The 25,497-nt window shown below is 58.3% G+C and carries 22 protein-coding genes and 1 tRNA gene; 19 read left to right on the top strand and 4 right to left on the bottom strand.

The window, feature by feature from the left end; translation table 11 throughout:
• Positions 1-19: 19 nt before the first annotated feature.
• On the bottom strand, positions 20-772 hold the full coding sequence (locus tag GOB82_RS03400; protein ID WP_166119530.1) for a PhyR family response regulator anti-anti-sigma factor: 753 nt from the start codon (positions 770-772) through the stop codon (positions 20-22).
• A 152-nt stretch (positions 773-924) separates the two neighbouring features.
• Here GOB82_RS03400 and GOB82_RS03395 point away from each other — a divergent pair, with 152 nt between their 5' ends.
• The 12 genes from GOB82_RS03395 to glpK all read left to right on the top strand — a co-directional run bounded on the left by GOB82_RS03395 (position 925) and on the right by glpK (position 14,978).
• Entirely contained in the window at positions 925-1,404 is a 480-nt protein-coding gene (locus tag GOB82_RS03395) for a sigma-70 family RNA polymerase sigma factor (RefSeq protein WP_338078187.1), read from the top strand.
• A gap of 112 nt (positions 1,405-1,516) precedes the next feature.
• A complete protein-coding gene (locus GOB82_RS03390; protein ID WP_166119527.1) occupies positions 1,517-2,089 on the top strand; it encodes a sigma-70 family RNA polymerase sigma factor in 573 nt (190 codons plus the stop codon).
• Positions 2,090-2,230: 141 nt separating this feature from the next.
• The gene (locus GOB82_RS03385; protein WP_265794111.1) at positions 2,231-2,386 is read left to right on the top strand and encodes a NepR family anti-sigma factor; all 156 of its coding nucleotides are present in this window, start codon (positions 2,231-2,233) and stop codon (positions 2,384-2,386) included.
• Positions 2,387-2,426: 40 nt separating this feature from the next.
• A complete protein-coding gene (locus tag GOB82_RS03380) occupies positions 2,427-4,163 on the top strand; it encodes a sensor histidine kinase (protein ID WP_242007152.1) in 1,737 nt (578 codons plus the stop codon).
• A gap of 130 nt (positions 4,164-4,293) precedes the next feature.
• Positions 4,294-6,015 (top strand): thiol reductant ABC exporter subunit CydD, encoded by a 1,722-nt coding sequence (gene cydD / locus GOB82_RS03375; RefSeq protein ID WP_166119525.1) that lies wholly within the window; start codon positions 4,294-4,296, stop codon positions 6,013-6,015.
• Between the two features lies 1 nt (position 6,016).
• Complete coding sequence (gene cydC, locus GOB82_RS03370) at positions 6,017-7,744, top strand: thiol reductant ABC exporter subunit CydC (RefSeq protein ID WP_166119522.1); 1,728 nt, start codon at positions 6,017-6,019, stop codon at positions 7,742-7,744.
• A 122-nt stretch (positions 7,745-7,866) separates the two neighbouring features.
• Positions 7,867-8,244, top strand: coding sequence for an OmpA family protein (locus GOB82_RS03365; protein WP_166119734.1), 378 nt, complete (start codon positions 7,867-7,869; stop codon positions 8,242-8,244).
• Positions 8,245-8,250: 6 nt separating this feature from the next.
• Positions 8,251-10,143 (top strand): DNA helicase RecQ, encoded by a 1,893-nt coding sequence (gene recQ / locus GOB82_RS03360; protein ID WP_166119519.1) that lies wholly within the window; start codon positions 8,251-8,253, stop codon positions 10,141-10,143.
• A 2-nt stretch (positions 10,144-10,145) separates the two neighbouring features.
• The gene (locus GOB82_RS03355) at positions 10,146-10,949 is read left to right on the top strand and encodes a DeoR/GlpR family DNA-binding transcription regulator (protein WP_166119517.1); all 804 of its coding nucleotides are present in this window, start codon (positions 10,146-10,148) and stop codon (positions 10,947-10,949) included.
• Positions 10,950-11,044: 95 nt separating this feature from the next.
• Positions 11,045-12,565 carry a glycerol-3-phosphate dehydrogenase gene (gene glpD / locus GOB82_RS03350; RefSeq protein WP_166119514.1) on the top strand — a complete coding sequence of 507 codons (1,521 nt, stop codon included), beginning with the start codon at positions 11,045-11,047 and terminating at the stop codon, positions 12,563-12,565.
• A 53-nt stretch (positions 12,566-12,618) separates the two neighbouring features.
• The gene (locus GOB82_RS03345; protein ID WP_166119512.1) at positions 12,619-13,443 is read left to right on the top strand and encodes an MIP/aquaporin family protein; all 825 of its coding nucleotides are present in this window, start codon (positions 12,619-12,621) and stop codon (positions 13,441-13,443) included.
• A 35-nt stretch (positions 13,444-13,478) separates the two neighbouring features.
• On the top strand, positions 13,479-14,978 hold the full coding sequence (gene glpK, locus GOB82_RS03340) for a glycerol kinase GlpK (protein WP_166119509.1): 1,500 nt from the start codon (positions 13,479-13,481) through the stop codon (positions 14,976-14,978).
• Positions 14,979-15,078: 100 nt separating this feature from the next.
• Here glpK and GOB82_RS03335 read toward each other — a convergent pair whose 3' ends face one another.
• Positions 15,079-15,567, bottom strand: a complete 489-nt coding sequence (locus tag GOB82_RS03335) for a copper chaperone PCu(A)C (protein ID WP_166119507.1) — start codon at positions 15,565-15,567, stop codon at positions 15,079-15,081.
• A 154-nt stretch (positions 15,568-15,721) separates the two neighbouring features.
• On the opposite strand from GOB82_RS03335, the gene nrdR reads away from it, so the two are divergent.
• From nrdR to thiL, 3 genes are read left to right on the top strand one after another with little or no spacing between them, the layout of a single operon-like run.
• Positions 15,722-16,231 (top strand): transcriptional regulator NrdR, encoded by a 510-nt coding sequence (nrdR, locus tag GOB82_RS03330; protein WP_166119504.1) that lies wholly within the window; start codon positions 15,722-15,724, stop codon positions 16,229-16,231.
• 38 nt (positions 16,232-16,269) lie between these two features.
• Positions 16,270-16,797: a transcription antitermination factor NusB gene (nusB, locus tag GOB82_RS03325; protein WP_166119501.1), complete on the top strand. Its 528-nt coding sequence runs from the start codon at positions 16,270-16,272 to the stop codon at positions 16,795-16,797.
• Positions 16,781-17,755, top strand: coding sequence for a thiamine-phosphate kinase (gene thiL, locus GOB82_RS03320; protein WP_265794056.1), 975 nt, complete (start codon positions 16,781-16,783; stop codon positions 17,753-17,755). The genes nusB and thiL overlap by 17 nt, the downstream gene beginning before the upstream one ends.
• A 29-nt stretch (positions 17,756-17,784) precedes the next feature.
• On the opposite strand, the gene GOB82_RS03315 is transcribed toward thiL, so the two are convergent.
• Positions 17,785-18,930 carry a hypothetical protein gene (locus GOB82_RS03315; protein ID WP_166119499.1) on the bottom strand — a complete coding sequence of 382 codons (1,146 nt, stop codon included), beginning with the start codon at positions 18,928-18,930 and terminating at the stop codon, positions 17,785-17,787.
• 73 nt (positions 18,931-19,003) lie between these two features.
• Here GOB82_RS03315 and GOB82_RS03310 point away from each other — a divergent pair, with 73 nt between their 5' ends.
• Complete coding sequence (locus tag GOB82_RS03310) at positions 19,004-19,810, top strand: SDR family NAD(P)-dependent oxidoreductase (protein ID WP_265794054.1); 807 nt, start codon at positions 19,004-19,006, stop codon at positions 19,808-19,810.
• A gap of 215 nt (positions 19,811-20,025) precedes the next feature.
• Here the strand turns inward: GOB82_RS03310 and GOB82_RS03305 are convergent.
• Positions 20,026-20,099: transfer RNA gene (locus GOB82_RS03305), tRNA-Cys, on the bottom strand.
• 305 nt (positions 20,100-20,404) lie between these two features.
• Here GOB82_RS03305 and GOB82_RS03300 point away from each other — a divergent pair.
• The 3 genes from GOB82_RS03300 (at position 20,405) to GOB82_RS03290 (ending at position 25,428) form a co-directional block, all read left to right on the top strand.
• Positions 20,405-21,838: a TolC family outer membrane protein gene (locus GOB82_RS03300; RefSeq protein ID WP_166119496.1), complete on the top strand. Its 1,434-nt coding sequence runs from the start codon at positions 20,405-20,407 to the stop codon at positions 21,836-21,838.
• Positions 21,839-21,871: 33 nt separating this feature from the next.
• On the top strand, positions 21,872-22,576 hold the full coding sequence (locus tag GOB82_RS03295; RefSeq protein WP_166119493.1) for a DUF2497 domain-containing protein: 705 nt from the start codon (positions 21,872-21,874) through the stop codon (positions 22,574-22,576).
• 158 nt (positions 22,577-22,734) lie between these two features.
• Positions 22,735-25,428, top strand: coding sequence for a valine--tRNA ligase (locus GOB82_RS03290; RefSeq protein WP_166119491.1), 2,694 nt, complete (start codon positions 22,735-22,737; stop codon positions 25,426-25,428).
• The last annotated feature ends 69 nt before the right edge of the window (positions 25,429-25,497 follow it).

Genomic DNA, 25,497 nt, shown 5'->3' with positions numbered 1-25,497 from the left:
CCGCTGACGCAAGAGGCTTTTACGGACCTGAGCGTGCCATTGTGCGGTTACTGACAGCCTGATACGTCGCGACAGCAAGTGTGAGAGGCTCAAACGGCTTGGTGATGACGAAGCTGGGCTCGGATGTCTCGCCTGTCAGCAATCTTTCAGGATACGCCGTAACGTAAATAACCGGCACGGAAAGAGTTTTGGTGATTTCCGCCACGGCACGCATGCCATCGCCCCCAGCCCCAAGATTGATGTCCGCCAGAATCAGCCCGGGGCGCGTTTCCTGCGCCAGACGGATCGCATCGGCCTGCGTATGGGCGACCCCTGCCACCTTATGGCCACACTGCAGGACCAGTTCTTCAATATCCATGGCAATAATCGGTTCGTCCTCAATAATCAGGACGGATGTCTGAACGCCGGTTTTCAGATAGGCATAGGCGGCTTCAAGATCTGCAGATGCGTCCTTGGCGGCAAGACCGACTATTCTGGCCGCCGTCTCCAGAGAAACCTCTTCCAGGGTCGTGAGAAGGAGAAGCTGGCGCTGAATAGTGGAGAGCCCATGCTCGGGGGTGTCATGCTCCTGCTGTGCCGCGAAATGTCTGGAAATGGCCTGATAAAGCCTGCAAAGAGAAGGAAGGTTATCCGTATGCTGGCTTGTGGTAAGAGTCCGCAGGCTTTCCGCCACAAGAAGATCTCCACGGGGCTGGCTCCCTGTCAGAGCGCGGGCGTAACGCCTACCGTAGGGTAACGCCTGAATTAAAGCGCTGCGCAGCGACTCTGGCATGACAAGGCTCCTTCGCGTGGAGTGTGGCTTAAATTAAGCACGTCCGTAACGATGACATGTGTCATTGTTTGCAGGAAAGGGGAAGTGTTCTGATTCAAGACCGACAACATTCTGCCAATGTTGCCACGGCATCCTTCTCCCGCACAGATCTGTTGGCGTTGATACCCGCCCTGCGCGCATTTTCCCGTTTTCTGGCGAGAGACACCACCCTGGCGGATGACCTGGTGCAGGAAACCGTTGTGCGTGCGTTAAGCAAGGCTGGGCAGTTCGCACCGGGCACCAACCTGAAGGCCTGGCTTTTTTCAATTTTGCGTAATTTCTTTCTGGAGCAGGCCCGCCGCAGCAACCGGGAGCGGGCCGTGCTGAGCGATTATGCGGCAAGCCCGGACCGTGTGGCGCAGAGCCAGTCCGCGGCGGTAGAGAGAGCCGCCATTCAGGAACTGGACCACTTTCTGTGGCAGCTCTCTCCACTGCTGAGGGAGGCCCTGGTGCTGATTGGCGCACAGGAAATGACATATGAAGACGCCGCCATGATCTGCGGCGTCACGGTTGGCACCATGAAGGCCCGTGTCTCTCGCGCACGCGTAAGACTGCAGACCCTGACCGAAAATCAGGGCGGGAATACGCCGTAAAGACGGCAATCACATTTAAGTGAACGGCAATTTTGAAACCGGATGTAACCTTCTTCTTCTCCCCTTCATTGATAGGGCACGATTTAAGGCAACAGAAGCGGAGAACACGATCATGACAACCTCCTTCCACGATCAGGTCATAGGGATTCTCCCCAAGCTGCGTGTTCAGGCTCTTGCGCTCACCCGCAATCGGGCTGCGGCGGAAGATCTAGTGCAGGATGCCGTCTGCAATGCCCTTGCCGCCCAGAACACCTTCGCGCCCGGAACAAACTTTGCAGCGTGGATGCACCGCATTCTGCGGAACCGTTTTATTTCCGATTTGCGGAAAAAGCGGGACACCACGGATATTGATGATATAGCCCCCTCTTTTCTCGCCACAAATGCACCGCATGAAGACCGCATTGTCCTGAAAGATCTGGATGCAGCCCTTGCACGCCTGCCAGACGACCAGCGGGAAGCTCTGGTTCTGGGTGTGCTTGAAGGAATGAGTTATCAGGAACTGGCCGATGTTGCCGGATGCGCTGTTGGAACGGCCAAAAGTCGTGTATTCCGGGCAAGAAGGCAGCTTGAAGCCTGGATGACTGGCGAAGAACATGTTGGAACGGAACGCTTGAAGACGCAGGCCACCACACTGCGCCGGAAGCTCAGCCCGCATGGCAGTCAGGGCGCATCCAGGGCGGTCTGAAACAAGGAGTGGGTGAGCTTTGGCTCACCGGCAGAGGCGGAAGAGACTGAGCGGACCCGGGCATGTCAGATGACGATTCACGCAGACGATATGACCTTTCCATCAGGCCAGGTGCTGCAGCACCCCCAGATGGACAAGACCATGGATAAAAAGCCACGGCAGAAACCGGAGAAACCCTCCGATCAGGCCTTTGATCTCTGGCTAAAACGCGGACTGCATCAGCTTTTTGATGACGTGGCCAATGAGCCTATCCCCGAAGAGTTGCTGAGGCTGATTGAAGAAGATCGAGGAGAATAGGGGCCGTTCACGCGGAAGGGAGAGACGGCGCTGGCGCTCGATGCGCCATATCCTCCTCTTGCTGATGTCTGGACTGGGGCATATTTTTGCCACCACCAGCGCACGGATGCGTGTCCTGATCTGCCTTTCGGGTGTGCCCGTTCTGGCAATCAGCGCTGTTCTCGCACTCCACAATTACGATGAACTGATGGTTGGCAGTGCGCGGCGTGCCGCAACAGCCATCACGCGGCTGGACCTTCAGTTTCGCCATGATACGGACCGGCTGCGCAGTGCGCTGGAAACAATCGGGGGGATGGGGCTCACACCGGAGCAGATAGGCCACGCGCTTCGTCTGGCTGAAACCATGAGCGGCCAGCGCTATTGCTTTCTGGCCATTCTGGACAGTGACGGGCAGCTTATCCAAACGGTGACACCCCCCGGCAGCAACTGCAACGAGATTGGCACCACTGCGCCTCGGCCCTCTTTTCAGGGCACGTTGCTTGAAGCGGTTCAGGAAGACGGAAACCCGGATTCAAAAGGAACATTCCTGCGCATCACGGTTCCGGCCATTTTCCTCTCCATTCCGGAAACACGCGGCTATCTGGTGGGTGTTCTGCAACTTTCCAGAAAAGCCGCCTATCTGACGAACAGTGCCGGGTGGCAGGCCTTTTCTGATGAGAGCAACCCGCTCAAGGCCTGGCTGATCAATCAGGACGGAACCCTCTCCTCCGTCTGTACGGATTGCCACTGGGTTCCACCACCCGCCAGCGTTGTGCATCAGTTGCAGAGAAAGCTTGAAGCCAGTGAGGGCTCGGTTGTCTCCATCCCAACCGGTGAGGGAGGCTACGCGCTGGGCGCCATTGCCGGTGGAGCCGATATTCTGGTGGCCACCCAGAGAACGCCGCGAGAGGCGGATGCACTCCATACGATGGTACTGGAAATCTCGGCGTTGATGCTCCTTCTTGTCGCAGGGCTGATCGGGGTGACGCTGGCAGCCAATATTGTTCTGGTCTGGCCTTTGCGGCGGCTGACCTATTCTGTGCAGAAATGGCAGATGGAAGGCGTGTTCGATGCCCGCATCACCCGCTCCATGCCTCTGGAACTGCAACGGCTCGGGCAGGCCTTTACCCGTGCCACACGCCGCCTGACCCGGCATGAGGCGCGTCTGAACAAGGCCATGGCGCATCAGGAACTGCTGATGCGTGAAATTCATCATCGGGTGAAAAACAATCTTCAGATTGTCGCGTCATTGCTGAATCTGCAGGCAAGCCGCATTTCTCATCCTGACGTGCGGGCTGAATTTGTCATGGCGCGTGACCGCGTGCGGGCTCTGGCGACCTTGCACCGCACGCTCTATTCGGAAGACAGGCTGGATAGTCTGGATATGGCCGCCTTTCTCAGGGAACTGTGTGAACAGACCCTGCATGTTGCCGGAGAAGGCGAAACCGGCCGGATTACACTGAAAATTGAGTCGGATGATTTCCGCATGAACCCGGATCAGGCCGTCCCTCTGGCCCTGATCATGACCGAACTTGTCACCAACTCCATCAAATATGCCTTCCCGGCCTGCAGGAAGGGGACCATTTCCGTCGCCCTGCGTCTGGTGGACGATATTGTCACCCTGACAATCGCGGATGATGGAATCGGATGCCGGTTTGATGAAGAGGTCCCGGAAGAACAGCGTGGGATCGGCCGCAAACTGATCCGCGGTTTTGCCCGCCAGCTCAACGCGGAACTCTTTCGCAGCGGGGAGAACGGAACAGTCTACAGATTTGTCTTTCCGCTGATCAGAGAGTGAAGAAACGCTCTTTGAAGAGCAAAAAACAGGGCCGGCAAACGCGCGGGCAGGGGGGCTATGCTTTCTTAGCAGTCGGGAAAGGCATCCTTAAGTGTTTGCGTCCCTCGCTGTCCGGTATAAATGCCTTCCTATGAGTGGTGACAAAGCAGCGATACGCGGCTGGACGCGGACACAGTCGCGTCTGGGGCGTCAGGCGGCACGGCCGGTTATAATTTTCGGGCTGCTGTCCAGTCTTCTTGGTGTTGGGCAGGCATGGTGTGTGGCAACCGTTCTGGGGCAGGGGCTGATCGGCTTTGTCTCAGGGGCCGGTGCGCATCCCCATGACCTGTGGCCTGTGTTTGCCTTTGCCGGGCTAGCGTTCGTTCGTGCCTTAATTATGGCGCTGAGTGATACCGCTGCCGCGAAAGCCGGAATCAATGCCCGGCGCAGGCTCCGGGGCGAAGTCCTGGCATCCATTCTGACCGGCGGCCCGGCCCTTTTGCGGAAAACGCATAGTGGCGAGCTGACAACCATCGCGGTGGACCGTGTGGAAGCGCTGGATGGCTTTTTTGCCCGGTGGGTGCCTGCATCCATTCTCTGGTTCGCGGCCCCGCTCCTCATTCTGGTGCCGGTCTGCTTCGTACAGCCACATGCCGCATTGATCCTCGGGTTATGTGGCGCTGCTGTGCCCTTCGGGCAGGCTGTTTTCGGTATCGGCGCGGCCGTGGCCTCACGGAACCAGTTTCTGGCCATGACACGCCTTCAGGCGCGCTTTCTGGATCGCGTGAAAGGTATTGCCACCATTGTGCTGGCTGGCCGCGCTGATGAAGAAACACAGAGGCTGGGGCAGGCGGCGGATGAACTGCGCCAGCGCACCATGAAGGTGCTGCGTGTTGCATTCCTCTCTTCCGCCTCCATTGATTGCGCCATGGTGCTGGCTCTGGTGGTCATCGCCATCACGGACGCCCGGCAGGCCATGGCGCTGCTTTCAGGCGGGGCCTCTCCGGCCCTTGCCGCAACACTAACTGGCGGGCTGTTTGTCCTGCTGGTTGTGCCGGAATTTTTTGCCCCCCTCCGCAGCATGGCGCTGGCATATCAGGACCGCGCCCACGCACAGGGGGCGGCCACCGCCATTCTGGATCTCCCGGCCCCCGCGCCGCGGCCCTCGCCGGAAGGCGCACGCACGGTCAACGCATCTGGCGTAACCATTTCTCTCGAAGATGTGTGCTTCACCTGGGACCCGGCCCGTGGCCCGGCGCTGGACCATATCAGCTTTACCGTTCCGGCGGGAGAGACCGTGATTCTGGCGGGCCCGTCCGGCTCTGGTAAATCAACCATCATGGAACTTCTGCTCGGCTTCATTCAGCCGGACAGCGGAAGCGTGCGGCTGAATGGCGCACCGCTGGAGAGCATTGTTCCTGATGCGCTCTCCCGCATGGTCTCATGGATCGGGCAGAAGCCAGTCCTGTTTGCCGGCACCCTGAAGGATAACATCCTCTTTGCCCGGCCGGACGCGGATGAAGACGATCTGATGGCCGCGGTGAAAGCCGCGGCAGTGGACCAGTTTCTGCCCTCTCTCCCCGAAGGGCTTGAAACACGGATTGGAGAAGGGGGCTTCGGGCTTTCCGGCGGGCAGGCACAGCGCATTGCCATTGCTCGCGCCTACCTGAAAAATGCTCCCATCCTGCTGCTGGATGAACCCACCGCGCATCTCGACCCGGCCACCGAGAAAAGTGTTTTTGAAAGCCTGCAGCGTCTGGCGTTGCGCAGGACTGTTGTTCTCGCCACCCATTCCGCCGCTGCGCATATGTTTAACGGTCGCCGCGTGGACCTTCAGTCCGGATGCGTTGTGGCGCGGCAGGGAGTGGCCTGAAATGAGCAATCCGGATCAGCATACGCGCACCACACACGCACGAGCCGGAGCGCCCGCCAGCGCGGTGCCTGCTCTGACGGATTGTCAGGCCATTTTGCGTATTCTCGCACTCTGGCAGAAGCAGGCTGCCCGGTTGATCACGGGCATCATGCTGGCGCTGATGGCGCTTGGCCTCGGGCTTGTGCTGATGCAGGCATCCGGCCTCCGGCTGGCCAGCAGTGTGCTGGGAGAAGTGGTGATTACCACCGCCCTGTTACGCTGGGTGGGGGGAGGCCGCATTATCCTGCGCTATGCAGAGCGCCTTTTTGCGCATGACGCCATGTTCCGCGCTCTGGCAGACCTGCGGGTGTGGTTTTTCCATTCTCTGGCGCAGGGGGCCGCGGCGGGGCTTGGCTTCCGGCGGGCGGGGGACATGCTTTCCCGTCTGGTGTCGGACATCGGCACGCTGGATGGCCTGTATCTGCGCATTCTCATTCCCTTTGCATGCGCCTGCCTGACTCTGCCTATTCTGGTCCTCCAGCTTGGGCAGCAGAGTGTGGCGCTTGCCGGGGTGGTCGGGCTGCTTTTCGCCTGCTCTGCGTTTCTGGTGCCTTATCTGATTGCCCGCTCCGGTCGGGCTGAGGGGGAACGTCTTGGCAAAAATCTCGCATCCCTGAGGATTGGCGTTCTTGATCTGGTCGGCGGGCTGCGGGAAATTCGCGCCTTCGGTGCCGAAGGGCGCATTCTTGCGCACGTTCAGGCAGACGATGCCTCACTACTCGCCGGACAGATGCGGCTGGCCCGCCGGGCGGCCTATGCCAATGCCTCTGCGTTTTTATGCGGTCAGGTGGCTGTGTTTCTGGTGCTGCTTGCCGCTATCGGGGTATTTTCGCTGCATGTGTCGCCGCTTGCGGCAGTTGGCATCCTGTTTCTTACAGTCGCCTCTTTCGAAAGTGCCGCAGCACTCACCCGCGCCGGGCTTCAAAGCGGAGCTATGGGGGCTGCCGCACGACGGGTGGTCGAAGTTGCCGCCAGCACGCCGGAGACAGTGCAGGCCAGCACTCAGACAGATGCGCCGGAAGACACACATATCCATCTTGAAGATGTCAAATTCCGCTGGGCTCCGGACCGCCCTCTGGTGTTCGATGGGCTGACGCTGGATATTCCCCAAGGCGCACGCGTTGCCATTCTTGGTCCGTCTGGTGTTGGCAAATCCAGTCTGGCCGCACTTCTGCTCAAGGCAGCCGCACCGGAAGCCGGAAGCATCACGCTAGGAGGCGAAGAGATCAGCCATATCCGTGCGGCCTCTCTGCGTCGGCGGATTGCCTGGCTCTCTCAGGCCACACACCTGTTTGATGACACCATTCGTGCCAATCTCCTGCTCGGCCGCCCCGATGCCACGGAAGAGGATTTGTGGACTGCGCTGGAAGAGGCCGCCGTGGCGGATGTCGTGCGCACTCTGCCTGATGGGCTGGATACATGGCTGGGTGAGGGCGGGATCAAGCTGTCCGGCGGGCAGGGGCGGCGTATTGCGCTGGCCCGGACCCTGCTGACACAGGCCCCCATCCTTATTCTGGATGAACCGGCGACAGGGCTGGATGCTCAGACAGAACAGGATTTTCTCCGCACACTCAATAACGTCACAAAAGGCCGCACGGTTATTCTGATTGCACATCGCCTGACAGGCGTGGAATCACTGGACCGTATCTGGCGTCTGTCTGGTGGTCTGGCTACAGCGGCGGCGGCTTAAAAGACAAAAGTTGACGCCCCTGTAGCCACAGGGCACGAAGGAACTGGCTTCCGAAACGGTGCGGGGCCAAAATCATGCAGTCTTTGAGTCTGCGTCTGTTTGTAGTGTTGGGGGTTACTACCATGCGTCGCCTGCTGCCTGTTCTGGGTCTCTCCGTTCTTACCGCGTGTGCGTCTCTGCCCGCGCGCAAATATGTTGTTTTCTTTACCAACCAGTCTGTTGAGCTGAATGAGCCCGCCAAAGCCGTGATTGCGGACGTTGCGCGCGAAGCACAAAGCCATCCCGGCAAGATTGTGCAGGTTGAAGGGTATGCCGCCGCAGGGGGCGATCTCTCAGCCGATGCGCTGCTTGCCATCCAGCGCGCCAAGCTCGTGGCCGCCACCCTGCATGAGGATGGTGTCTCCGGGGACCGTATCCGCCAGACGCCGCGTGCCCCCACCAGTGGGGAAGGTATGGTTGTCGGTGCGCGCCGTGTGGAAATCGAGCTGGTCAGCCCCTGATTTTTCATGAGTGAGACTGAAACCGATGTGACGACACCCCCGGCCGCTTCCTTCACGCGGGAGGCCGGGGGGCGTGACCGGTTTGTGGGTGTGAACCCGAAAGACGTTCTGCACGCCGTTTTCGGCTTTCCTGATTTTCGGAGCTTGCAGGGGCAAGCTGTAGAGTGTGTCATGAGCGGGCATGACGCACTTGTGCTCATGCCCACAGGGGGCGGCAAAAGTATCTGTTATCAGATCCCCGCCCTGTGCCGCAGGGGCATGGGGCTGGTGATCTCCCCCCTTATCGCCCTGATGGATGATCAGGTGGCCGGGTTGCGGCAGGTGGGCATTAACGCCGCCGCCCTTCACTCAGAACTGGAGGGCGATGAAGCCGCAAAAATCCGCGCCGATCTGGCTGCCGGGCGCGTTGATCTGCTCTATGTCTCACCTGAGCGCCTGCTTTCCCCCGGCACGCTGGAACGGCTGACGCGGCAGACCATTTCTGTCATCGCGATTGATGAAGCCCACTGTATTTCGGCATGGGGCCACGAATTCCGGCCGGAATATCGCGCGCTGGCGTCTCTCCCCGCCCATTTCCCCAATGTGCCGCGCATCGCCCTGACGGCCACGGCGGATGAGCGGACACGGGAAGATATCCTCTCAGCCCTCGGGATGCCTGATGCTGAAGTTCTGGTATCAAGCTTCCATCGGCCCAATCTCAATATCGCGGCACTCCCCAAAGCCTCTGAAATGCGGCAGCTCACAGCCGTACTTGAGCGGCACAGGGATGAAGCCTGTATCGTCTACTGCGGCAGCCGCGCACGGACCGAACGCATTGCCGCCGCTGTGCGGGAAAAAGGCTGGACAGCTCTACCCTTCCACGCAGGGCTCTCTCCCCTTGAAAAAAAGGCGGCCCTGCTCCGGTTTCGCTCGGGTGAGCCCATCGTGATTGTGGCGACTGTTGCATTCGGGATGGGGATTGACCGTCCGGATGTGCGAGCCGTCATTCATCTGGACATGCCGGGCTCTCCCGAAGCCTATTATCAGCAGATCGGCCGGGCGGGGCGCGATGGTCTGCCCTCTGAAACGCTCCTGCTCTACGGCGGGGAAGACATGGCCCGCGCCCGCTACTGGCTGGATCAGTCCAGCGCACCGGACACGGAAAAGCGGATCATGCGCAGCAGGCTGGAAGCCATGATTGCCCTGACCGAGACAACCGGCTGCCGCACGCAGGCACTCCTGCACTGTTTTGGGGAAACGCTGGCCGGGCCTTGCGGCCATTGTGACAACTGCCGCTTTCCGGTTGTCACCTTTGATGGCACGGATGCCGCCAGAAAATTTCTCTCCGCCGTTTATCGCACCGGGCAGAAATTCGGCGCACTGCACATTATTTCCGTTCTGCGTGGCACGCTGACTGAGTCCGTGGAGCGGAACCACCATGATACGCTCTCTGTCTGGGGTATCGGGAAAGATAAAAGCGAGCCCTTCTGGCGCGGTGTCGTGCGGCAACTGATTGCGCGCGGTGCCTTGCGGAGCGAAGGCCAATATAGCGGGCTGGCCCTTAATAATGAGGTTGCAAGGCCGATCCTGCGCGGTGAGGAGACTGTCCAGCTAAGGGCAGACGCCACGCAGGAGCTGCAAAAAGCCGCCGGACGCACACGCTCTTCCGAAACGCTGGCGGACCTGCCCGAAGACAGGCTGCCTCTGTTTACCGCCCTGCGCGCCTGGCGCCTTGAAGAAGCGCGGGAGCAGGAAATTCCGCCTTATCTGATTTTCCATGATTCCGCTTTGCGGGATATTGCACTCGGACTGCCCGACACTCTGACAAAGCTGGGAGAGATCAAGGGGGTCGGACGATCCAAACTGGAACGCTATGGGGATGCGGTTCTGGCTGTTCTGAAAAACACACAAGGAGTGTGACAATGGCCTCTGTCGAGGAAAGGCGCGCGCGCATCCTTCAGATCGTGCAGCAACAAGGATACGCTGCAAACGAAGATCTGGCCAAAGCCCTGCAGGTAACGGTGCAGACCGTGCGGCGCGATGTAAACACCCTGGCGGCAGAAGGCGCGCTCTCCCGGCATCACGGCGGGGCAAGCGCCATCTCTTTTTCAGAAAATATCGCGTATTCGGACCGGCAGATCCTCAATCTGGCCCAGAAGGACGCTATCGGGCAGAGTGCCGCCACAGCCATTCCCGATGGCGCATCCCTGTTTATTAATATTGGCACCACGACAGAAGCCTTTGCCCGCGCCCTGCGCATGCACAGGGCGCTGCGCGTGATTACCAACAATATTCACGTTGCAAGCCTGCTGACCCCGGCACCGGAATGCAGTGTTGTCATTGCAGGTGGCACAGTCAGGCTGCGTGATGGCGGAATTGTCGGACCGGCTGCCGCCGCCATGATTGAGCAGTACAGGGCTGATTTTGGCGTTATCGGCATCAGCGGCATTGATGAGGATGGCACCCTGCTGGATTTTGACGTGGATGAAATTGCCGCGGCCCAAGCCATCATCCGGAATTCCCGCACTGTCTTTCTGCTGGCTGATCGTACCAAATTCAGGCGCCGCCCCATGGCGCGGGTCGGGCACATTTCCGAGATCAGCGCATTTTATACGGATCAGCCTCCACCCGCATCCATTCGCGGCATTCTGAAAGAGGCCGGGGTTGGCCTGCACATAGCAAACGAAGCCCCTTTTTCGGAAAGGAAAAGAAAGGAGGATAAATAACAGCGTTACATCACATTATAGCCATTGTTTTTCGCTTGTATTTTCGGATACGAATGATGTCAGTAGTTTTTTATCTGGTGTAACGGGAAGAAAAAATGTCAGACTCCACTCCCTCTCCTGCACAGCCATATGATCTTCTGATTGTTGGCGGTGGCGTGAATGGCGCTGGTATTGCGCGTGATGCAGTTGGACGAGGGGCTTCAGTTCTGCTTGTCGAGCAGGATGATCTGGCAAATTACACATCCTCCGCCAGTACAAAACTGATTCACGGCGGCCTGCGTTATCTGGAATATTATGAGTTCCGGCTGGTGCGGGAAGCACTGACCGAGCGTGAGCGCCTGCTCAAGATCGCTCCGCACATCATATGGCCCATGCGTTTCGTGCTGCCGCACTCCCGGCTGGTGCGTCCGGCATGGATGCTCCGGGCAGGCCTCTTCCTGTATGATCACCTTGCGTCCAACATGACGCTGCCGAAATCCCGCTCTGTGGATCTTCGGACCCATTCCTCCGGGCGGCCGCTCAAGCCTGAATACAAGAAAGGGTTCGTGTATTCAGATGGCTGGGTGCAGGACAGCCGTCTGGTCGTGCTGAATGCGCTGGATGCCGCAGAACGCGGCGCTGAAATCCGGACACGCACCCGCCTGATCAAGGGCACACGCGTCAATGGCCTGTGGGAAGCTGTTCTGGAAGACCGCGCTACCGGCAAGACCAGCACTGTGCGGGCGCGCGCTCTGGTGAATGCTGCCGGACCGTGGGTGGCCAGACTTTTGTCTGACACTCTGCACATCCCCAACTCCAAGTCCGTAAGGCTGGTAAAGGGAAGCCACATTATCGTGCCCCGCCAGTTCGAGGGGCCACAGGCTTACATTTTTCAGAATCCTGACAAGCGCATCGTGTTCGCCATCCCGTACGAGCAGAACTTTACCCTGATCGGCACGACCGACATTCCCTGGACGGACGATCCCGGCTCCGTCAGCATCACGCCGGAAGAAGTCACCTATCTGTGCGAAAGCGTGAACCGCTATTTCCAGATTGGGGTTCGGGAAAGCGATGTTGTGATGAGCTATGCTGGCCTGCGCCCGCTCTATGACGATGCGTCTGCCAATGCCTCCGCTGTTACCCGGGATTACGTACTGGATCTGGACACGACAGACGGCGCGCCGCTGCTGTCCATTTTTGGCGGCAAGATAACAACTTACCGCAAGCTTGCCGAGCATGCTCTCGAGAAATTGGCTCCTGTTCTGCCTGTGGTGTCCGGGGCGAGCTGGACAGCAAGCGAAGCCCTCCCGGGGGGAGATTTTGGTGAAGGCAACTTCAGTGACGCCTTGGCACGCCTGCGCCGCGCCGCGCCATGGCTTCCTGAACAGCTTGCCTGGCGCCTGATGCGCAATTACGGAAGCCGGGCCTATGAAATAGTTGGTGCCTCCACCTCCATGCAGGATATGGGGGAACTTCTAGGGGGTGACCTGACCACACGGGAAGTGGATTATCTGATTGAGAAGGAATGGGCGCGCACACCGGAAGATGTTCTGTGGCGGCGCAGCAAACTTGGCCTGCACCTGAATGAGGCAGAAAAGAACAGCGTTGCAGACTATGTAAGGAAAAAGGTATCCTGATTTCTCTTTGAAAAACTACACTTTTCCAAAAAATAAAACAAAAAGAGGAAAGTATGACGACCGCACAACGTGCTTTTATAGGCGAACTGATTGCCGAATGTCTGGCAGTCTTTATCATTATCGTTTTCGGGGATTCCGTAGCCGCGATGTATTCGCTCTACGACCCGAGCCCCTACAAGATGGCGTACTGGGGGGTGTGTATTGTCTGGGGGCTGGGCGTAACCATCGCCATTTACGTGACGGGCGCCGTCTCCGGGACACATGCCAACCCCGCGGTCACTCTGGCCCTGGCCTGCTACCGTGGTTTTTCATGGAAGAAGGTGCTGCCTTACTGCGTGGCGCAGGTTATTGGCGGCTTTCTGGGTGCCGCTATTGTTTACACACTTTTCTCTCCGGTTATCGCGCACTATGCCGCGGTCAATCATCTCGACTGGACGCATGATGGCGCGGCAGCGGGTGTCTTTTTCACGCATCCGGGTGATTTCATTACGCCGCTCCACGCCTTTGTTGATGAAGTCATCCTGACCGCCATGCTGCTGATCGGAATTTTTGCGATCACCTGTGAATATAATACTCAGGCTCCTCAGGCGAACGCTGGCGCGCTGATTATCGGGCTGCTCGTAGCTACGATTGGTGCTTCCGCAGGGTATCTCGAAGCGTGGGCCATTAATCCCGCACGTGATTTCGGGCCGCGCCTGTTCTGCTACCTGGCCGGATGGGGCGAAACAGCCCTTCCTTCCCCCGGAAACTACTGGTGGATTCCGATTGCCGGACCGCTTCTGGGCGGCGTTCTGGGTGCCGGCTTCTATCAGGGGGTTATGAGGCCTTTCATGCCTGCAAATGTTCGGGCACAGAAGTCTGATACGGCTCAAGATTAACACCTCGAGAAATCAAGCAATAAGGATAACGTGTGATGAGCAAGCAAGATTACGTATTGGCGATTGATCAGGGCACGACGTCCACGCGCAGTATTGTGTTTGATCGGAACGCCCAGGACATTGCGAGTGCCCGTCAGGAATTTGCTCAGCACTATCCCAAGCCCGGCTGGGTAGAGCATTGCCCGGAAGATATCTGGAACGATACGAAAGCCACTGCCACAACCGCACTGGAAAAGGCCGGGGGCACCAGCCGCATTGCTGGCATCGGTATCACCAACCAGCGTGAAACCATTGTGGTGTGGGAGCGTGCGACCGGAAAGCCCATTTACCGCGCCATTGTCTGGCAGGATCGCCGCACGGCCGCAGCCTGCCAGAAACTGCGGGAAAGCGGAGCTGAACCCCTTGTGCGTAAACGCACAGGGCTGCTGCTTGATCCTTATTTTTCCGCCACAAAGCTGGAATGGATTCTTGATAATGTCAGCGGTGCGCGTGAGAGAGCCGACAAGGGCGAGCTGGCGTTTGGCACGATTGATTCTTTCCTGCTCTGGCGCCTGACGGGCGGCAAGGTGCACGCAACGGACATCACAAACGCATCCCGCACGCTGCTGTTCGATATCCACAAGCAGCAGTGGGATGAAGAACTGCTGCGCCTGTTCCGTATCCCTGCGTCACTCCTGCCGGAAGTGAAGGACAACAGCACCATTTTCGGTGAAACTGACCCTGCGCTGTTTGGCCGCGCCATTCCTATTGCCGGTATGGCGGGAGATCAGCAGGCCGCCGTTGTCGGGCAGGCCTGTTTTTCACCCGGCATGGCAAAAGCCACCTACGGCACCGGCTGCTTCGTGTTGCTGAATACGGGCGAAAAGCCGGCGCTCTCCAAAAACCGGATGCTGACAACCATTGCCTACCGCATCGGTGGAAAGACGTCTTACGCTCTTGAAGGCTCCATCTTTGTTGCTGGTGCTGCCATCAAATGGCTGCGTGACGGTCTTCACCTCATCACGCATGCGTCCCAGACCGACGATATGGCAACCCGCGTTCCGCACAGCCACGGCGTTTATATGGTGCCGGGGTTTGTCGGCCTTGGCGCACCGCACTGGGACCCGGACGCACGCGGCCTGATTTGCGGTCTGACGCTGGATGCAACAGCCGCGCATATTGCCCGCGCCGCTCTGGAATCCGTTGCCTATCAGACCCTGGATCTGGTGACGGCCATGACACAGGATGGAGCCGGCACGACCGAAGCCCTGCGTGTTGATGGTGGCATGGCAGCGAACGACTGGTTCTGCCAGTTTCTGGCGGACATGCTTCAGGTGAATGTCGAGCGGCCGAAAAATATTGAAACAACCGCTCTGGGGGCGGGCTTCCTTGCGGGTCTGGCAACAGGCGTGTGGGACAATGAAGCCACACTCTCCTCCGAGTGGGCACGTGGCGCACTGTTCAAACCCTCCATGCAGAATGAGCAGCGCAAAACCATGATTGCAGGCTGGCACCAGGCCGTTAAACGGACGCTCACAAACCCGACAGCGGTTTAACTTCTTCCTCCCGGCTCACCGCCCTTCAGAACAGGGGTGTGCGCCGGGAGGAAAAGCATTCCTGCACGAGCAACAAAAGAGGGCAGGCCAGACGGTGCCCTCAGTCCGCCCGATGAGACTGATCGATCGGAATAGTAACAGTCTTGGACGACCCACCAAGAAACGTGAATGTAAACGGCACGCGTTGCTCGGGCTGGTCCGCCGCATTCGTATCCAGACACAGCAGATAATACCCCCCGCGCGGAAAAACGAGGGTTGTATGCGCAGGCAGGGCAAGATGCGTAAACAGGCCCGGCAGGCCTTCCTGATCTGAATGATGGCCCACCAGAGTATGGCATGCGGGAGACTGTACATCTGTGATCAGATGAGCATTTTCGCCGTCATTTTTGATGGTGAAATAAACAGCCGCCATGCGCCCCTCGCCATGAATGAATTGCATACTGGCGTTGGTAATCGTGATATCCTTCTGAGCATCACTTTGGCCGGGCAGGGCGTTACCAGAGCTGTGATCCTCGGCCAGAACAGGGCCGGAAAGAGCAGCGCCTGCAAGCAGGGCAAACACAAACCCGTCACGAAAACGAATTTTCATCGTCACTCCAGTTTTTTATCGCCCGGGACCGGTATAAACTGGCGGGGCAGAAAGAATTTTGTTGCGGTCACTATACCGCAAGGTCTCGCCAGAAGGACAAGCCTGAAAAAGCGCAAACTCTTTCTGTGCCAGAGGTAGGAAAGGCTCAGGTCACATGCGTTGCCCTTTTTGTGGGAACCCGGACAGCCAGGTCAAGGACAGTCGCCCGAATGAGGAAGGCTCCGCCATTCGTCGTCGCAGGGCCTGCCTGTCCTGCGGCCAGCGTTTTACAACGGTTGAACGCGTGCAACTGCGGGACCTGATTGTTGTAAAGGCCGATGGCCGCCGCGCACCGTTTGAGCGGGAAAAAATCACACGCTCCATCCGGATCGCCCTGCGCAAGCGGCCCGTGCCGGAAAGCAGAATCGAACAGATTGTGACCGGCCTTGTGCGCCAGCTTGAAGCAACCGGCGAAACGGAAGTGCCCTCGGCCCGTATCGGGGAACTGGCCATGGACGGCCTGAGAGGCGTTGATACGGTCGGCTATGTCCGGTTTGCCAGCGTGTATCGGGATTTCACGGAAGGTCGGGATTTTTCGGAAATCCTCACATCCATGGATTCTCCGGACCCTGATCCGGAAGATCCAGAGGAAAAGACTGGACCTCGTGCCATAAAGAAGTCATGAAACCCCGCTCCCCTCATACGAGCAGCCAGGAGATAGGGATGACAGAGTTGCAGGACCACTCAGAACTTCACGGCGCGCAACGGCCCCGCACGGCTGCCCGTGTTGCCGCCATTCAGGCACTTTTTCAGATCGACCAGAATGAAGATCGTCTGGAAAATGTCATTGAACAGTTTCTGGTACATCGTTTCGGCACCACGCTGGACAATGCCTCTTACGATGACGGATTTATTCCTGAAGCTGACACGCGCCTTTTCTCCGCGATTGTCCGGCAGGGGGTGGCCACACGCGGCACCACTCTGGAACAGTTGACGCAGACATTACCCGCAACATGGCCCGCCGCACGTCTGGACCCGGTCCTGCGCGCCCTGTTTCAGGCCGCCTTGGGCGAAGCGCTGGCAGGTGAGGTGCCCGCACGCGTTCTCATCAACGAATATATGGACATTGCTCATGGGTTTTTCTCGGGCGATGAACCCAAGCTGGTGAACGGCGTGCTCGATACCATCATGAAGAGGCTGGCAGGCGGAACAGCAGAAGGGTCGGCAGAAGACAGTGCCCACACGGACTGATCTGCCTCAGGAATTCAGCTTCATTCACCGGCATTTTTCTGAACTTGCAGGCCCGGCGGCGCTGGGCCTGAAGGATGATGCCGCCGTTTTCATGCCCCCTGCAGGCAGGGAGATGGTGATTGCGGCCGATGCCATGGTGGAGAATGTCCATTTTCTGCCGGATGACCCGGCAGAAACCATCGGGCGCAAACTCCTGCGCTGCAACCTTTCAGACCTTGCCGCCATGGGAGCCCGCCCCGAAGGATGGCTTCTGACACTGGCGCGCCGTCCGGGGCTTGATGATGCATGGTTCTCCGCCTTCTGTGGCGGGCTGAAGGCTGATCAGACCCATTTTGGCCTCAGCCTGCTGGGAGGGGATACAACATCCACACAGGGGCCTCTTGTTCTCTCCCTGACCATTCTGGGCTCCGTGCTCCCCGGCCAAGCCATCCGCCGTATCGGCGCACAGGCCGGCGACGGGCTTTGGGTGACGGGCACCATCGGGGATGGCGCGCTGGGCCTGCGTGTTCTGCAGGGAGGGCTGGCTGATCCATCCGGGCATCTGGCTGAGCGCTACAGACTTCCTCGGCCGCGTGTTGGCCTGCCGCTCCATGGTCTGGCCTCTGCCGCCATGGATGTGTCTGATGGGCTTGTGCAGGATGCCGGCCATCTTGCACGTGAAAACGGCCTGAGCGTAACAATACAGGCCAGCACCGTTCCCTTATCAGAGGCCGCCAGAGCCTGCGGCCCGGAGTGGCTGGAGACTTGCCTCACGGGAGGGGATGATTATGAGATCCTGTTTGCCGTGCCTCCCGCGCGCGAAGAGAGCCTTATGAGGGCAGGCGTTCTGATGACCTTGTCAGGCCCTGTTCCTGTCACGCGTATTGGCCAGTTTCACACGAGCGCTACAGGCGTGCAGGTTTTAGATGAAAACGGTGCCCCCATGCGCTTTAAAAAGACCGGCTGGAGCCACCTTTAAAAAATCTGAAAATGGCGGTCCGAGCCCGGTCAGGAAATCAGCTTTTCATACATGCGATGCCGCTTGTACGGAACAGGTACAATCCGTTCGATCAGATTCCGAATCGGCATATTGGTTTCCAGAACCCACCCCAGCTCAATGGTCCGATAGGGCAACTCTCGCCCGCGCTTCATCAGTTCATCAATCAGCAGGCCCGGAATAATGGCACTCAGCGCCGTGCCTGACAGCTTCTTCTTTACCCCCAGCAGGATCACGCGAGCGGAATAGAAGTCATGCCTGAGCAGACGCGATGCCAGAGTGACCCACCCAAGCGGGGAGGGCGCGCCACCGATATCTCCGTTCAGATCGAAAATATTCGGGATAACCAGAGCAATCGCCACCGGCTCTCCCTTGTATTCAACCAGTACATACTGCTGGGGCTTTAAAACCGGCTTCAAGGCTTTAAGCAGGGAGCGGATTTCAATTTCCGTAATGGGGACATTACCCCATGTACCTTCCCACGCATCATTATAGATGGAACGCAGGATATCCGCATCTTCGTCAATGTGGTCCTTGCGCAATCCGCGGACTGTAATCCCCCCCAGTCTTTCCCTCAGATTGGCGGGAATGCGGTTGGCCTGCTCTGCCGCTGGCCCCAACTCCATCCTGTAGGACAGCAGGTCCATGGCCTTGAAAAAACCCGCCTGTTCGATGGCTGGCCCCAATGTGGCGGGATGCCAGCCTGTGCCGATCATCGGGGGTTCCATCTGACCTTCAACCATGGTGCCTGATTCACCATGGTAATTCAGCGTCCACGGCCCGCGCACCCGCTCTATTCCCTGCACCTTGAGCCAGCTTGTCGCGGCATCCAGCAGAGGTTTCACGCATTCCATATCCAGAGCGTCCAGGGCCCCAAAGAAGCCGGTCCTTGGTCCGGCCTGCTCAAGAACAAGCGTATCAATTTGAGCCGATATGCGCCCGATGGGCTTTCCATCCCGCCAGGCCAGAAAGTAACATGCCGTGCCATGGGTGAAAAACGGCGCCCGGCGCGGATGGAGCATATCCTTCTGCTCCATATCCAGAGGCGGGACATAGCTGGGCTGATCGTTATAAAGAAGGCGCGGAAGCCTGATGAAGAGCGAGAGCTGACGAGCGCCCGAGACGGCGGAAACGACGATCTGGTGCGGGGTAGTCATCGGAACTCCATCAAACTGGGCCTTGGAACCGCAAGGTGATGCATCATTCCGACGGAATGGAAAAGGGGGAAGTGTGAACAACGTCTCAGCAAACGGGCAGGACCTGCGGTCTGTGCTGATCACAGGGGCCACGGGCGGGATCGGCGCAGAACTGGCAAAGCGTTATGCCAGACCGGGCCGTGTGCTCATTTTATGGGGACGAAACAAAGAGCGGCTGGATGACGTTGCCAAACTCTGCTGCGCGCGTGGGGCTGAGGTTTCTCCTCGCCAGATTGATCTCTCCAAAGGAGAGGCCGCCCTGGCCGCCCTCCGGGAAGATCAGGCACGGCATGGCCTAGACCTCCTGATTCTAGGGGCTGGCCTGTCCGATATCAAACCCCTTGACCAACCCACCGAAGACCCGGAAAGCGTTCTGAGGCTCGCGCTGGTCAATTATGCAACACCAGCAACGCTGGCGACTGCCGCCGCACAGGGGATGATGCGCCAGGGGCATGGAAAAATTGTTCTGATAGGGTCCGTAGCCGGATTTTATGAGCTGCCATTTGCCGCGGCCTATAGCAGTTCCAAGGCTGGTCTTGCCTGTTTTGCCCAGGCGGCCAATCTGGCGTGGCGCCCCGCCAACGTCCAGCTCACCCTGATCATTCCGGGATTTGTGGATACCCCCATGAGCCAGCGGCTGGAAGGAGCACGGCCATTTCTGGTTTCGGCCGAAAGTGCGGCCCGGCAAATCATGAAGGCCATCCGGAACGGGCAGGCCGAGTATATTTTCCCCTGGCAGTTTCGAGTCCTGCGCGTGGTGGAACGTCTGCTCCCCTTGTTCCTCCGCAAACGTATTCTGATGAATCTTGGCGTTGGCCAGAAAGAACACGCGGGGGGGTGAAGGACGGGGTTTCGTCTGGCGAACAGGTGGCACATCCGCCATTCGCCAGAGCGCCCAGTGCCCCCCCGCCGGACAGCCAGCAGCCAGCAGCCAGCAGCCAGCGCGACTACCTTTGCCAGGAAACAGCCGCGAGAGTTCCGCTGCATGCAGGCACTGCAAGAAAGGATTATGAATTTAAGGAAGAATTACACCCTGTTTTCAATTTCACTGAAAACTGGAGGTCCGGGCGGGAATCGAACCCACATTCGCGGATTTGCAGTCCGCTACATCACCATTCTGCCACCGGACCGGTGCGGTGTGCTGGCCTTATCTCCTTTAACGCGGTTCAGGTCAAGTCGTTCTGTCACGTGATTTTCGGAATTTTATCACCCACCGCGCCGGGCTTTAAAGAAGAGTATTGCGTTCTCCGGCACAGACCCGGGACTGCTCAATATCAGGCTTTGGCGCGCGCACCGGCACCGTGCAATTTAATGAAAAACGGTAGTTTTCCGTAATTCCGTGTTTTTTGGATTATAAATGATAGAAATACCGGCAGTGTCGTGGCATGAAGTGGCAGCTATTTATTGAGTGCTGTAATCAGGGCAGGAGAAACATATGCGGCGTTTTTACGGGGTAGGGATAGGCATGGCGGCTATGCTTTGCAGTTCCACTGCGTGGGGCCAGAAATATGATGGGAGCGGCTCGCCAACCTTCGTCCCCCATACGCTGCAGGAAGCCCTGGCTTCTGCCTACCTGACCAACCCGACACTCCAGCAGGCCCGCGCCACCCTGCGCGCTACAGATGAGCAGGTGCCCGCAGCTCTGGCTGGCTGGCGCCCGACCGTGACCGGATCCGTAGGCCTGAGTTATTACGAAGGCACGAACGACTATCAGGGCACAGCTGATCAGCCCGGATATCTTCGTCAGTACAACACCCCGGGTTATACGGCAGGCGTGACCATTCAGCAGCCCATCTACAGCGGCGGCAAAACTACGGCCTCCACGCATCAGGCGGTCAACAAGGTCATGGCCGCGCGGGCCAATCTGATTTCAGTCGAACAGCAGGTCTTCAAGAACGTAGTCGCCGCTTATGTCAGCGTGATTGAAGATGAGCAGCTTCTTCAGCTCAACATCAACAACGAACGCGTTCTGCAGCAGCAGCTTCGTGCCACCAATGAACGTTTCAAGGTTGGGGAAATTACCCGCACCGACGTTGCCCAGGCCGAATCAGCTTACGCAACAGCCAAAGCCACACGCCAGCAGTCCGAAGGCACGCTTCAGACTGCACAGGCCACGTATATGCAGATTGTCGGCATGGCGCCGCCACCCAACCTCGTGCCGCCCCAGCCTCTGGTGCTTCCCGTCAAAAACGAACAGACAGCAGCCGCCATGGCGGTTAAAAACAACCCCGATGTTGTGAATGCCCTGTTCACGGAAGCCTCACAGAAAGATGCTGTCGCAGTTGCCATGGCCGCCATCATGCCGAAAATTTCGGCAACAGCGGCATACAGCCGGCAGATAAACCAGAGCCTGAATCATCAGATTGATGAAAACAAATATGCCACGCTGAATTTCAATATCCCCATCTATCAGGGGGGCTCGGAATACGCGGCAGTACGGCAGGCCAAGCAGCAGGCTCAGGCCGCGCATCGTGAAGTGGACATCCAGCGCCGGACCGCGGCACAGGATGCCGCGTCAAACTGGCAGAAGCTTGTGGCCTATCAGGCTGCCATTTCGAGCAACCGTGCGGCCATCCGGGCAGGCACCATTGCTCTTGATGGCGTGGAGCGGCAGGCCATTGTGGGCACCAGCACGACACTGGAAGTGCTCCAGCAGCAGGGAACCCTGCTGCAGGCACAGGTCGCCCTGGTGCAGAGCCTGAGCAACATGGTCATCGCCTCATACAATGTGGCCTCGGCCATCGGCCGCCTGACTGCCGCAGATCTACAGTTGAATGTTCCGCTTTATGATGACAAAGCATATTATAAAGCGGTAAAAGATCGGCTGTGGGGGCTTAACGACTACGCCGTCAACCAGCCAGGTCGTTAACCGCTGATCAGGGTTTTTAGCAGGGATATTTTAATGGCGCCACCAGAACGCACAGAAGAGTCAGGGCAATCTGTCGCAGACGCCCTGTCTTCTATCCGGCAGGTTCTGAATTCCGGAGAGCAGGAAAAAAAATCCGGGGGACAAGCTGAAGAGGGCGAGCCTTCGGCCCACGCCGACGGAGCGCCCGGTGATGAAGATGATGAGGTGTTCGTCCTTTCTCCTGCCATGATGGAAGAGGATCCCTCACTCGCGCCGCATGACCAAACTTCTTCTGGACAGCTGGCAGATTCAGGGTCAATAAATCTGCTGCATGACAGTCATGCAGATGCACCTGGCGCCCTTGTACCGGCTGAACAGAACGGGAACCGCTCTCCGGTACCGTTTACCTCGGCCGCTGATGACTCTGAGGTTCTGTCTGTCACTGATCTCAGGCAAATTGAACTGATTGAAAAGGCCGAAAATATGTCCGGTTCCCTGCCGATTCCTCTCAATGACGAGACTATGTCCGACACTGGGAATTCATTTGCAGTCCTGCAGAAAACATTGCAGGAAAAATATCTGAGAGAGCACGAGGAGAGAAAAGTGGCGATTACGCATGAAGGGTCTCTGACCGTTGAAGATATTGTTCGTCAGGAAGTCCGGGTTTTCCTGAAAAAATGGCTTGATGCACATCTTGCCGGCATCGTGCAGGCTGCCGTCCGCAAGGAAGTTGAGCGCCTGACGCAGCGCGGCCTGTAACAGGCAGAGCTCTAAAACGTCGACAGCCCCGCTTTTTCGATTTCACACGAAAAAGCGGGGCTGCCAGATGTTTCCTGCCCGCGTGGCAGCGATTATAACTCTGCAAAGGCGGGGGCAGCATATGCCTTCCGCCTTTTTACGTTTTCTGGTTGGATATCATGCTGAACAAGACTTTTGAGCCTGCTGAGACAGAGAAGAAACTTTACGAACTGTGGGAAAGCGAAAAAGCCTTTTCGTCTGACCCGCAGAGCGGCAAAAAGTCGTTCACCATCATGATCCCCCCGCCGAATGTTACGGGTACCCTGCATATGGGGCATGCCCTGACCATGACCTTGCAGGATACGTTGATCCGCTGGAAGCGTATGCAGGGGTTTGACACGCTGTGGCAGCCCGGCACGGACCATGCCGGCATTGCCACGCAGATGGTTGTCGAACGGGCACTGGCGGCAGAAAACACCACGCGTCAGGAACTGGGCCGTGAGGCCTTTGTAGAACGCGTGTGGAAATGGAAAGAGGAATCCGGTGGCGGCATTACGCGCCAGTTGCGCCGGCTGGGAGCCTCTCTGGACTGGCCGCGCGAGCGCTTCACAATGGATGAAGGCCTCTCCCGCGCCGTCAAGGAAGTTTTTGTCACCCTGCACAAGGAAGGCCTGATCTACCGCGACCGGCGTCTTGTGAACTGGGACCCGGTTTTCCGGTCCGCCATTTCCGACCTTGAGGTGGAAAGCAAGGATGTTGCCGGAAAACTCTGGTATATCCGCTACCCTGTGGAAGGCAAAAGCGGCGAGAGCATCACTGTCGCCACGACCCGCCCGGAAACGATGCTGGGCGACGTCGCCGTTGCGGTTCACCCGGAAGATGAGCGCTATGCGGCTCTGGTCGGCCAGCATGTCAGGCTCCCCCTGACAGGACGCCTTATTCCCATCGTGGCGGACCTGTATTCCGACCCTGAAAAGGGCACCGGCGCCGTTAAAATCACCCCGGCTCATGATTTTAACGACTTTGAAGTCGGACGGCGGCACGGTCTGCCCATGCTCTCCGTTCTCGACGAACAGGCCCGCATTGTTCTGGACGAGATTGAAGGCGAACTGACCCGCATCGAAGGTCTGTCCGACCCTGACTTTGTGAAAAGCCTTTCAGGTCTTTCCCGTGAAGACGCACGCAAGGCGATTGTCGCCGAGCTGGAAAACTTGGGATGGCTCGAAAAAATTGAACCGCACCGCCATCAGGTGCCCCATGCGGAACGGGGCGGGGCCGTGATCGAGCCACGCCTGACAACGCAATGGTATTGCGATGCCGGCAAGCTGGCCGGACCAGCCATTGAGGCTGTGACCAGCGGAAAGATTACCTTTGTTCCCAAACAGTGGGAAAATACCTTCTTTGCGTGGATGCGCGATATTCAGCCTTGGTGCATTTCTCGCCAGTTGTGGTGGGGGCATCGTATTCCCGCATGGTACGGGCCGGATGGGCATGTTTTCGTGGCGCATGACGCCGCCGAGGCCCAGACGCAGGCTGACGCCCATTATGGCCGGACAGAACCGCTCTCTCAGGACGAAGATGTTCTGGATACGTGGTTTTCTTCAGGCCTCTGGCCGTTTTCCACACTGGGCTGGCCCGACAAGACGCCTGAACTGGCCCATTACTATCCCACAGACGTGCTGGTTACCGGGTTTGACATCATTTTCTTCTGGGTCGCCCGGATGATCATGATGGGGCAGCACTTCATGCAGGATGTGCCGTTCCGGGATATCTTCATCCACGGTCTGGTACGTGATGAGCATGGGCAGAAAATGTCCAAGAGCAAAGGCAACGGGATTGATCCGCTGGAGCTGATTGATGCCTACGGTGCTGATGCCCTGCGCTTTACCATCTGCGCTTTGACTGGCATCGGGCGCGATGTGAAGCTCGGACGCAAGAAGGTTGAGGATTACCGGGCCTTTGTCACGAAAATCTGGAATGCGGCGCGCTTCTGCGAAATGAACGGCGTGACGGCCCAGAAAGGGTTTGACCCACAGAGCGTGACCTCCCCCCTTGGAAAATGGATCATTTCCGAAGCGTCCGCCGCTGTTCAGGATGCAACGCATGCTCTGAATTCCTACCGCTTTGATGAGTACGCGCTGACCTGCTATCGCTTTGTCTGGAACCGTTTCTGTGACTGGTTCCTGGAGTTCGCCAAGCCGGTCTTTGCCTCGGATGATGCGGCGGAAGCGGCTGAAATCCGGGCTGTCGCCGCCTATGTGTTCGGGGTCATTCTCAAGCTGCTTCAGCCTGTCATGCCGTTTGTCACGGATGAATTGTGGACGTCTTTCGGTTTTGGAAAGCAGGGTAGCCTGATTTCTGAAGCCTGGCCCGAACCGGTGATTCTGACCGATGCTGAAGCGGCACGGGCGGAGTGTGACCACATCATCCGCCTGATTTCCGAAATCCGGACGGTACGGGCTGAAATGAACGTGCCGCCTTCTCAGAAAGCCCCGGTCTTCCTGCAGGATGCCGCGCCGGAAACCGTGGAACGCGCCGAACGGTGGCAGGAAGCAATTGGCCGGATGGCCCGCGTTTCTCATATTGCACCGCAAGTGGGGCCTGTGCCGCGTGGTTCAGCGCAGGCGGTTGTTGATGAGGCGACCCTGATCATCCCTCTGGAAGGGCTGATTGACATCACTGCCGAACAGGAGCGCCTGAAGAAGGAACTCGCCAAGGCAGAGGATGAAATTTCCAAAACCGCGAACAAACTCGGAAACGAAAATTTCGTCTCACGCGCCAAACCTGACATCGTTCAGGAAATGCGGGACCGTCTGGCAGCCCAGCAGGGTGAAAGCCTTCGCCTGAAGGCTGCTCTGGCTCGTATCGCCTGAACCGGGCTACCTCTCTCTCCTCCGCCCCCTCATGCTCTATTCATGAGGGGGCGGGCAGGAGCGGGGAAA

This window comes from Acetobacter farinalis (assembly GCF_011516935.1).
GTDB classification, from domain to species: Bacteria; Pseudomonadota; Alphaproteobacteria; order Acetobacterales; family Acetobacteraceae; genus Acetobacter; species Acetobacter farinalis.
Note: the sequence above shows the minus strand (reverse complement) of the source record. Positions and strands in the feature narration are given on the sequence as shown.